This window comes from Halovivax sp. (genome assembly GCA_007119345.1).
Taxonomy (GTDB): Archaea; Halobacteriota; Halobacteria; order Halobacteriales; family Natrialbaceae; genus Halovivax.
In genome coordinates, this window is record SKPV01000186.1 from 1 (window position 1) to 6,803 (window position 6,803).

Genomic DNA, 6,803 nt, shown 5'->3' on the forward strand with positions numbered 1-6,803 from the left:
CGGATGGACAACGTTTTACGTCGGGGCGCGGAACTCCATCGTACCATGAGCAGGAAGACGAAGGCCAAGAAAAAGCGCCTGGCCAAGCTGGAAAAGCAGAACAGTAGGGTGCCGGCCTGGGTCATCCTCCGGACGGACCGCACCGTGATGCGAAACCACAAGCGCCGCAACTGGCGGCGAAATGACACCGACGAATAATGAGCGCAGAAGGATTCGAAGAGCGTGTCATCACCGTACCGCTCCGTGAGGCGCGGGCCGCACCGAGCTCCGAACACGCCGACGCCGCGATGAAGCTCGTCCGCAGCCACCTCGCACAGCACTTCAGCGTCGAGGAGGACGCCGTCCGGATCGATCCGTCGATCAACGAGGCGATCTGGGCGCGCGGTCGACGCACAATCCCTCGGAAGCTCCGGGTTCGTGCCGCCCGCTTCCAGGAAGCCGGCGAGGCCATCGTCGAGGCCGAGCACGCCGACTAACGTGTTTCGTGCGTCGTTCTCCGGTGCCGCGTACGTCGGCGTCTTCGCTCGCGCGACCGGAACGTGCGTGCTGATCCGCCCCGATGTCGACGAGGAGCTCCGCTCGGACATCGCCGACGAACTCGGCGTTCCCGCGGTCGCGACGACCGTCGGCGGCTCGTCGGCCGTTGGCTCGCTCGCGGTCGGCAACGGCAACGGCCTGGTCGTCTCCGGCCGAATCGAAGAGCGCGAGCGCGAGCGGATCGAGGAGGCGGTTTCGGTTCCGGTCGCGGAGCTTCCCGGCCGGATCAACGCCGCCGGGAACGTCGTCCTCGCCAACGATAGCGGGGCGTACGTCCACCCGGACCTCCCACGGGAGGCCGTCCAGACCGTTCAGGACGCCCTCGACGTGCCCGTCGATCGGGGCGAGATCGCTGGCGTTCGAACCGTCGGGACGGCGGGCGTGGCGAACAATCGGGGCGTGCTCTGCCATCCGAAGGCGAGCGACGACACGCTCGACCGGCTGGAGGACCTCCTCGACGTGCGCGCCGACATCGGCACGATCAACTACGGCGCGCCGCTGGTCGGCGCGGGACTACTCGCGACGGATCACGGCTACGTCGCCGGCGAGGACACGACCGGCCCGGAACTCGGCCGGATCGAGGACGCGCTGGGATACATCGACGCCGAGTGACCCTTTCTGGGTACCGCCAGGATCGGCACCCCCACCCGCGTCGCCGAGTCCGAGTAGGAAGATTCTTCCGCGTCCCCGCCGCACGTTCGTTCATGATCGAAGCGTGTACCGCGACCGGACGGTTCCGCGACGACGGCGCTGCGTTCGAACCGACGGTCGAGACCGGAGCGATAGCGGGGGTTCACCGATGAACGCCGGTGGCCCAGGCCGTCAGCAACTCGAACAGCTCTCCGCCCAGCTTCAGGAGATCGAACAGGGGATCCAGGCGCTCCAATCGGAAGTCGAGACCCAGCGTGACCGACAGTCGGAGATCGACGAGGCGATCGAGGCGGTCGAGACGCTCGAAACCGAGGCGACCGTACAGGTCCCGCTCGGGGGCGGTGCCTACGTCCGCGCGGCGGTCCAGAACATCGACGAAGTGATCGTCGAACTCGGCGGCGGCTACGCGGCCGAGCAGCCACAGGACGACGCCGTCGACACGCTCGAAGGGAAGAAAGAGGCTCTCGACGACCGGATCGACGAGCTAACCGGCGAGATTGCGGAGCTCGAGACCGAGCGCGAGCAGGTCGAACGCGAGGCCCAACACCTCCAACAGCAGCTCCAACAGCAGGTCCAACAGCAGCTTCAGCCCGACGAGTGAGCCGATGTTCGACAGTTTGCGCGACTCGCTCGACCGCTTCCGAAGTGACGTCGAGGACGTCGCCGAGGTAGAGGAGGACGAGAAACTCGATGACGAGGAGGTGGCTGAGGATCCTGAGCAGGCTGCGAGGACCGAACCCAAGGAGGACGACGCGGAGTCCACGTCGTCGACCGACGAGGGTGAGCCGGATGCCGACGGGACCGACGAGGACGAACGCGAAGCGGACGAGGAGGGGGGAACCGACGTTGGGCTCACGGGGCGGGCGAGCGCGCTCGCTCGCGGGCGACTCGTCATCGACGAGGGCGATCTGGAGGGCCCGCTGTGGGACCTGGAAATGGCGTTGCTCGGCGCGGACGTCGCGATGCCGGTCGCCGAGGAGATCTTAGCGGGCGTCGAGGAGGAACTCGTCGGCGAGACGCGGCTGGTCACCCGCGGGACGACTTCAGTCGTCGAGGACGCGCTCCGTGAGGCGATGTTGTCGGTGCTTGATGTCGACGGGATCGACTTCGACGAGTACGTCCGGGAGGCGGACAAACCGGTCGTGATCGTCTTTACCGGCGTCAACGGCGTCGGAAAGACGACGACGATCGCGAAGCTCTCCGAGCGAGTGGCCGATCGGGGCTTCTCCTCGGTGCTCGCCAACGGCGACACGTTCCGTGCCGGCGCGAGCGAGCAGTTAGAGGGCCACGCCGAAGCGCTCGACCGGCCGATCATCACCCACGAACAGGGCGGCGATCCCGCGGCGGTGCTCTACGACGCGGTCGAGTACGCCGCGGCCAACGACGTGGACGTGGTGCTCGGCGACACCGCGGGTCGACTCCACACCAGCGACGATCTGATGGATCAGTTGGCGAAGATCGACCGCGTCGTCGATCCGGATCTGACGATCTTCGTCGACGAGGCGGTTGCGGGACAGGACGCCGTCGAACGCGCCCGCGAGTTCAACGACGCCGCGTCGATCGACGGCGCGATCCTCACGAAAGCCGACGCCGACGCCCAGGGCGGGGCCGCGATCTCGGTCTCGCACGTCACCGGAACGCCGATCCTCTTTCTCGGGACCGGACAGGGCTACGACGACATCGAGCCGTTCGATCCAGAGGCGTTAGTCGATCGACTGCTCGACGGGGCGTGACGCTCGATTGCTCGACGGGATATGACATTGACCGCCGCGTGATTCGGTCGATCGACTTGGGCTGACGTGAATCGAGACTATTCACTCTCCCTATCTCGACTCCTTGCCGCCCTAAGCAACTGATAACGATAGGTCCCGGCGTCGGGGTTGAGTTCATGGACGCCAATGGGCTCGACGTTCTCGCCGGACTGTTGCTCGTCGCCGGCGCGCTCGCGTGGGGCGTCGTCGGCATCGTGGAGGTCAACGTCGTCGAACTGGCGCTCGAACCCATCTTCCAGCCCGCCGCGGCCGAGATCGTCGGGCGCGCACTCTACGTCCTGGTCGGTCTCGCCGGGGTGTACTTCATCTACACGCTCGCCAGGATGAGTCGGGATCTCCGCGATCGCTGACCGTCTCCGTCCGTCGGCGCGAACGCATCAGGGGAGCCGCCACCGGTCGGTTCCGACCCAGAGTGTCGGACCGGTCGGGTAACTGGGCGGCGTCCGAAGGAAACACCTTTGGCTCACGCCTGCCGTCACCCTGACGATGGAGGTCGCCGAGGTCGTCCCAGAGTTCGCGAAGGCCTTTCCGTTCGATGAGTTCAACCGGATGCAGCGGGAGGCGCTGCCCGCGATCGTCGAGCGGGACGACAACGTCGTCGCGAGCGCACCGACCGCGAGCGGCAAGACCGCGCTCGCGGAACTCGCGATCTGCCGGACGCTTCAGGACGACGGCACGGCGCTGTTCATCGCGCCGCTGCGCGCGCTGACCAACGAAAAGGAGAGCGAGTGGGAACGCTTCGAGGAGTTGGGCTACTCGGTGTACGTCGTCACCGGGGAGCGGGACCTCAACCCCCGTCGGGCCGAGCGCGCCGACATCCTCGTGATGACGCCCGAGAAGGTGGATTCGGCGACGCGAAAGCACGACGCCGCACGGTACTCGTTCGTCACGGATGTCGACTGCTGTGTCATCGACGAGGTCCACCTGCTCGACTCCGATCGCCGGGGCGGCGTGCTGGAGGCGACGATCTCCCGGCTGCGTCGGCTCTGTGATCCGCGGATCGTCGCGCTGTCGGCGACGATGCCGAACGTCGACGACGTGGCCGAGTGGCTCGACGCGCCGCCGGAGTGTACGTTCGCGTTCGACGACGAGTACCGTCCCGTCGAGTTACACGCCGACGTGCGGACCTACAGCCACGGCGAGAACACCTTCGCGGACAAGTATCGCCGGCTCTACCGCGCCCTTGACCTTGCGGAGCCACACGTCCGCGAGGATGGGCAGGCGCTCGTGTTCGTCTCCTCCCGACAGGATACCGTCGAGGCAGCCCGCAAGACGAGGGACGTGCTCGCCGAGCGGGACGTTCCCGTCGGCGCGCGCGGCGACTACGACTTTCACGAGGAGACCCAGCAACTGGAAAATCAGACGCTCCGACAATCGGCGCTCGACGGCGTCGCGTTTCATCACGCCGGTCTCTCGAAGGGCGATAAGGACCTGATCGAGGAGTGGTTCAAGGAGGGACTGATCTCGATTCTCTTTTCGACCTCGACGCTGGCGTGGGGCGTGAACCTGCCCGCCCGCTGTGTCGTCATCCGGGACACGAAACTCCACGACCCGCTCGAAGGCGAGGTGGACATGAGTCCGCTCGACGTCCTCCAGATGCTCGGGCGGGCGGGCCGGCCGGAGTACGACGACGTGGGCTACGGCTGGATCGTCTGCGATCGGTCGGACGCCGACCGCTACCGGCGGCTGCTCCGGCGTGGAAAGGAGATCGAATCGCGTCTCGACGGGGCGCTCGACGCCCACCTCAACGCCGAAATCGCGCTCGGGACGATCCGCGACCTCGACGACGTGATGGACTGGCTGGAGACGACGTACTATTACGTCCGGGCTCACAGCGAACCGGAGGCGTACGACCTCGCGGGGCTTCGCGACCGGGTTCGGGAGACGATGGAGCGGCTGGTCGATCGCGGGTTCGTCGAGCGCGACGGCCTGACGGTGAACGCGACCGGCCTCGGCGTGCTCGCCTCGAAGTTCTACCTTCGACTCGACACCGCCGAACGGTTCGCCGACCTCGCTCGCGCTGGTGCTCCCGACGAGACGGCAATCTTGCGGGCGGTTGCGGGGGCTGCCGAGTTCGACAGCGTCAGCGCCCGCCAGTCCGAACGCGACGCGGTGGCGGCCGTGATCGGCGATGACGACGACCTCGATCACGGTCCCCGGAAAGTGCTGGCGATCCTCATCTCGGCAATGGACGGGCCCACACCCTCCGAACTCGGCAGCGACGCGTGGGTGATCCGCCAGAACGCCCTCCGGCTACTCGCGGCGTTGCGCGCGTTTCTCGACCGGTTCGACGGTCCCGAGTCGGCCAACCGCGCGCGCCGGGTCGAAGCGAGGATCGAGAACGGCGTCAGCGAACCGGCGGTCGGCCTCACGGCCATCGACGGCGTCGGAGCCGGCCGGGCGAGCAAGTTAGCGAAGGAGGGGATCACCTCGCCCGCGGACGTGCGTGCTGCTGGCGACGGAGGACTGGTGGACGCCGGTCTCTCCGCGGGCGTCGCCGAGCGGGTCGTCGAGAGCGCGGAGGGGCTTCCTCGGGTGCGCATCGACTGGGGGGGCGTCCCCAAGCAAATTGCGCCGGGCGAGAGCGAACTTCACGAGGTGGCCGTCGAGAACGACGGCGGCGGCGCGACGGCGGGCGTCCGCGTCACGGTGAACGGAACCGAGATGCACGCCACGGAGACGTATCTCGGGTCGGCGACGGTCCCGGTTGGGGTGTTCGGAGCCGACGCCGACGACCTGGAGTTTGCCGTTCGGGTGGCGTTTCCGGACCTCCCGCTCCACCCCGTCGTGGCGACGCGAACGGTCGACGTGCGGTAGGTCCGTTCGTCCTCCGAACCTTTAGATACCGGAACGGCACCAGGATGGGCCATGTCCGTTCCCGACGCCTTTCCGGTGGACTCGACCGACGACGCGATTCAGGTTCTCGCGGGCGACTGCACGGTCTCCGTCGAGGGCGACCAACAGGAGATCCACCGCGGGGCGGTCGTCGTCCTCCGCAAACCCGACGACACCGTACTCGTCCACGATGCGGACGGGTACCGCCCGCTCGCGTGGATCACCCGCGCCGACGCGGTCACGACGACCCGCGACGGCGGCTTCGCGCTCACGGCCGTCACCGACGGGCGACGGCTCCGCGTCGTCGCCCGTCGGGAGTACGGCTTCGGTCAGTATCCGGCGACCGCGACCGGACCGCCCGTCGGCGACTGTCCGGACTGTTCGGGGACGCTCGTCCGCTCGCGAGGGGCGATTAGCTGTCTCGACTGCTCGGCCGTCCACGGCCTGCCCGCCGACGCGTCCGTCCTCGACGAGCGCTGTGACTGCGGTCTTCCACGAATCCGCGTCGAGCGGGGAGCGCCGTTCGAGGTGTGCGCCGACCGGTCGTGTGAGCCGCTGGACGACGCCGTTCGCGAGCGCTTCGACCGCGAGTGGGGCTGTCCGGACTGTGACGGCGACCTCCGGATCCTCAGACGGGGCGGGTTGCTCGCGGGCTGTGAGCGCTATCCCGACTGCGAAACCGCGTTCGTGGTCCCGGCCGGCGTGCTCGACGGCACGTGTGGATGTGGGCTGCCGTCGTTTCGATCCGAACGCGGACAACGCTGTCTCGACTCCGGGTGTGACGTGATCGCGTCAGCGTGACCGGCCCACCGAACGGGACCGTAGCCCCTATCCCGTCCGGCCGCTCACCAACCGGCATGGAGGGCACCCTTCGAGATGGCGTCGTCCACGTCGGCGGGGACGCTCGCCAGCGGTTCCACGACGCCCGCGGCTACGGCCGTCCGCTGGACGACGGAACGATCGAACTCGCCCCGGTGGAGGCGGCCCACCTGCTCTTTCGGGGGGATC

Annotated in this window: 8 protein-coding genes and 1 pseudogene; all 9 read left to right on the top strand. The window is 67.9% G+C overall.

Going from position 1 to position 6,803, the window contains the following annotated elements; genetic code table 11:
- The first annotated feature begins 45 nt into the window (after positions 1 to 45).
- Positions 46 to 198 (top strand): 50S ribosomal protein L39e, encoded by a 153-nt coding sequence (locus tag QZT59_RS12590; RefSeq protein WP_290816661.1) that lies wholly within the window; start codon positions 46 to 48, stop codon positions 196 to 198.
- Positions 198 to 476, top strand: coding sequence for a 50S ribosomal protein L31e (locus QZT59_RS12595; protein WP_290816664.1), 279 nt, complete (start codon positions 198 to 200; stop codon positions 474 to 476). Before QZT59_RS12590 ends, QZT59_RS12595 begins: the two co-directional genes overlap by 1 nt.
- 1 nt (position 477) lies before the next feature.
- On the top strand, positions 478 to 1,149 hold the full coding sequence (locus QZT59_RS12600) for a translation initiation factor IF-6 (protein ID WP_290816666.1): 672 nt from the start codon (positions 478 to 480) through the stop codon (positions 1,147 to 1,149).
- A 187-nt stretch (positions 1,150 to 1,336) separates the two neighbouring features.
- On the top strand, positions 1,337 to 1,789 hold the full coding sequence (pfdA, locus tag QZT59_RS12605) for a prefoldin subunit alpha (protein WP_290816669.1): 453 nt from the start codon (positions 1,337 to 1,339) through the stop codon (positions 1,787 to 1,789).
- Between the two features lie 4 nt (positions 1,790 to 1,793).
- Positions 1,794 to 2,921, top strand: coding sequence for a signal recognition particle-docking protein FtsY (ftsY, locus tag QZT59_RS12610; RefSeq protein WP_343195778.1), 1,128 nt, complete (start codon positions 1,794 to 1,796; stop codon positions 2,919 to 2,921).
- Positions 2,922 to 3,076: 155 nt separating this feature from the next.
- Positions 3,077 to 3,310, top strand: coding sequence for a DUF378 domain-containing protein (locus QZT59_RS12615; RefSeq protein ID WP_290816672.1), 234 nt, complete (start codon positions 3,077 to 3,079; stop codon positions 3,308 to 3,310).
- Between the two features lie 136 nt (positions 3,311 to 3,446).
- Entirely contained in the window at positions 3,447 to 5,777 is a 2,331-nt protein-coding gene (locus tag QZT59_RS12620; RefSeq protein ID WP_290816675.1) for a DEAD/DEAH box helicase, read from the top strand.
- 51 nt (positions 5,778 to 5,828) lie between these two features.
- Positions 5,829 to 6,596 (top strand): endonuclease NucS domain-containing protein, encoded by a 768-nt coding sequence (locus QZT59_RS12625; protein WP_290816678.1) that lies wholly within the window; start codon positions 5,829 to 5,831, stop codon positions 6,594 to 6,596.
- Between the two features lie 56 nt (positions 6,597 to 6,652).
- Positions 6,653 to 6,803 (top strand): annotated as a pseudogene (locus QZT59_RS12630) (tRNA-intron lyase); the annotation flags it as partial.

Bases quoted from the DNA above. Each gene is read 5' to 3' on its own strand.
- QZT59_RS12595 (WP_290816664.1), top strand. From the start codon at position 198: ATGAGCGCAGAAGGATTCGAAGAGCGTGTCATCACCGTACCGCTCCGT.
- pfdA (WP_290816669.1), top strand. From the start codon at position 1,337: ATGAACGCCGGTGGCCCAGGCCGTCAGCAACTCGAACAGCTCTCCGCC.
- ftsY (WP_343195778.1), top strand. From the start codon at position 1,794: ATGTTCGACAGTTTGCGCGACTCGCTCGACCGCTTCCGAAGTGACGTC.
- QZT59_RS12590 (WP_290816661.1), top strand. From the start codon at position 46: ATGAGCAGGAAGACGAAGGCCAAGAAAAAGCGCCTGGCCAAGCTGGAA.
- QZT59_RS12615 (WP_290816672.1), top strand. From the start codon at position 3,077: ATGGACGCCAATGGGCTCGACGTTCTCGCCGGACTGTTGCTCGTCGCC.
- QZT59_RS12620 (WP_290816675.1), top strand. From the start codon at position 3,447: ATGGAGGTCGCCGAGGTCGTCCCAGAGTTCGCGAAGGCCTTTCCGTTC.
- QZT59_RS12625 (WP_290816678.1), top strand. From the start codon at position 5,829: ATGTCCGTTCCCGACGCCTTTCCGGTGGACTCGACCGACGACGCGATT.